Annotated in this window: 2 protein-coding genes; both read right to left on the bottom strand. The window is 46.8% G+C overall.

Features of this window, described 5'->3' with window-relative positions; all coding sequences use genetic code 11:
- Positions 1 to 827, bottom strand: an 827-nt coding sequence (locus EJP87_RS16340; RefSeq protein WP_130472908.1) for a GTP-binding protein, incomplete at its 3' end; no start/stop codon positions are given.
- A 35-nt stretch (positions 828 to 862) separates the two neighbouring features.
- Positions 863 to 1,027, bottom strand: coding sequence for a hypothetical protein (locus EJP87_RS18135; protein WP_193771472.1), 165 nt, complete (start codon positions 1,025 to 1,027; stop codon positions 863 to 865).
- Positions 1,028 to 1,438: the final 411 nt, after the last annotated feature.

Genomic DNA, 1,438 nt, shown 5'->3' with positions numbered 1-1,438 from the left:
GCTGGTGCCAATTCCAAGACACCCTGCAACAATTCCCTGACACCAAAATTATTGATGGCACTGCCAAAAAACACTGGTGTCATATGACCCTGCCGATAACTGGTCAAATTAAAAGCAGGACATAAACCACGTACCATCTCCACCTCTTCGCGCAGAGTTTTGGCGGCACCAGAAGGGATGAGTTGATCAATCTTATTATCCTGCAAACCATTGCAGGTCACTCCATCCAATACCTCGCGGCCATCACTGCGATCCATAAACAATAACTGATCGGCACGCAAATCATAACAGCCGAGAAAATCCCGTCCCACCCCAATTGGCCAAGTGGCCGGAGTGGCTTCCAAAGCCAACTGCTCTTCAATTTCACTCATCAAATCAAATGGATCCCTACCATCACGATCCATTTTATTGATGAAAGTAATAATTGGTACATTGCGCAAGCGACAGACCTCAAACAACTTGAGAGTCTGCGCCTCGATCCCCTTGGCGGCGTCGATCACCATGATAGCCGAATCCACTGCCGTCAAAGTACGGTAGGTATCCTCGCTAAAATCGGCATGGCCTGGGGTATCCAAGAGATTAAAGGTCAGCCCTTGGTAGTGATAGGTCATGACAGAAACGGTTACAGAAATACCCCTCTCCTGCTCCACCTTCATCCAGTCTGAGCGTGCCAAACGTTGCTGTCCACGCGCCTTTACTCGTCCAGCCATCTGTATCGCGCCGCCAAAGAGCAGCAACTTTTCAGTGAGTGTGGTTTTGCCGGCATCCGGATGGGAAATAATGGCAAAGGTGCGTCGCAACGGAACGGGGTGTTGTTCTTCAGTCATCTTTTCCCTGACATCGACAAATCACAATACAACGGCTAACGAATGGAATGGCTCACAAAGTAGGTTGCCTTTTGCACTGCTGTCGAAAAGGCTACCACCAACAGAGTGGAGCAAAAAATTGCTGTTACCAGCAAGAGAGAGTGCTTAATCGATCGCCAACGATAGAGCTCTTCAGAGTCACCTTTGAAATGGATCACCATGGTCTTGCTCCTCCTCCTTGATTATTATTGCATGGATTGGACTGAGCCAACAGCCCCGGTATGCGTATACCAAGCAACATGTTTGCCAAAACCATCCAAAGATCAAAATTATCTTATTTTGACTACTGTTAACACCTTTATTGCACACCATAGAGAGCAAAATGGCTGAGACAGTGTGTGTCATCTTATTAACGTAATTTACATCTCGACTCCTCTGACGCCTGGAGGGTCGATATTCTGACACCATGGCCTTGCAAAATGTTTCAATATTGGTTGCTCTTTAGCAAGAATAGTTCAATAATGCGCAGGTGGCGGGCTTGTGGATAATCTGCCTTTTTTGCCATAACTTCATTAAATAATAGTCCAGTGGGCCAACCAAACTGTTTTGACAGGTGGCAAGGCAATCCATAA

It is taken from the genome of Candidatus Magnetaquicoccus inordinatus, from assembly GCF_004217665.1.
GTDB classification, from domain to species: Bacteria; Pseudomonadota; Magnetococcia; order Magnetococcales; family Magnetaquicoccaceae; genus Magnetaquicoccus; species Magnetaquicoccus inordinatus.
Note: the sequence above shows the minus strand (reverse complement) of the source record. Positions and strands in the feature narration are given on the sequence as shown.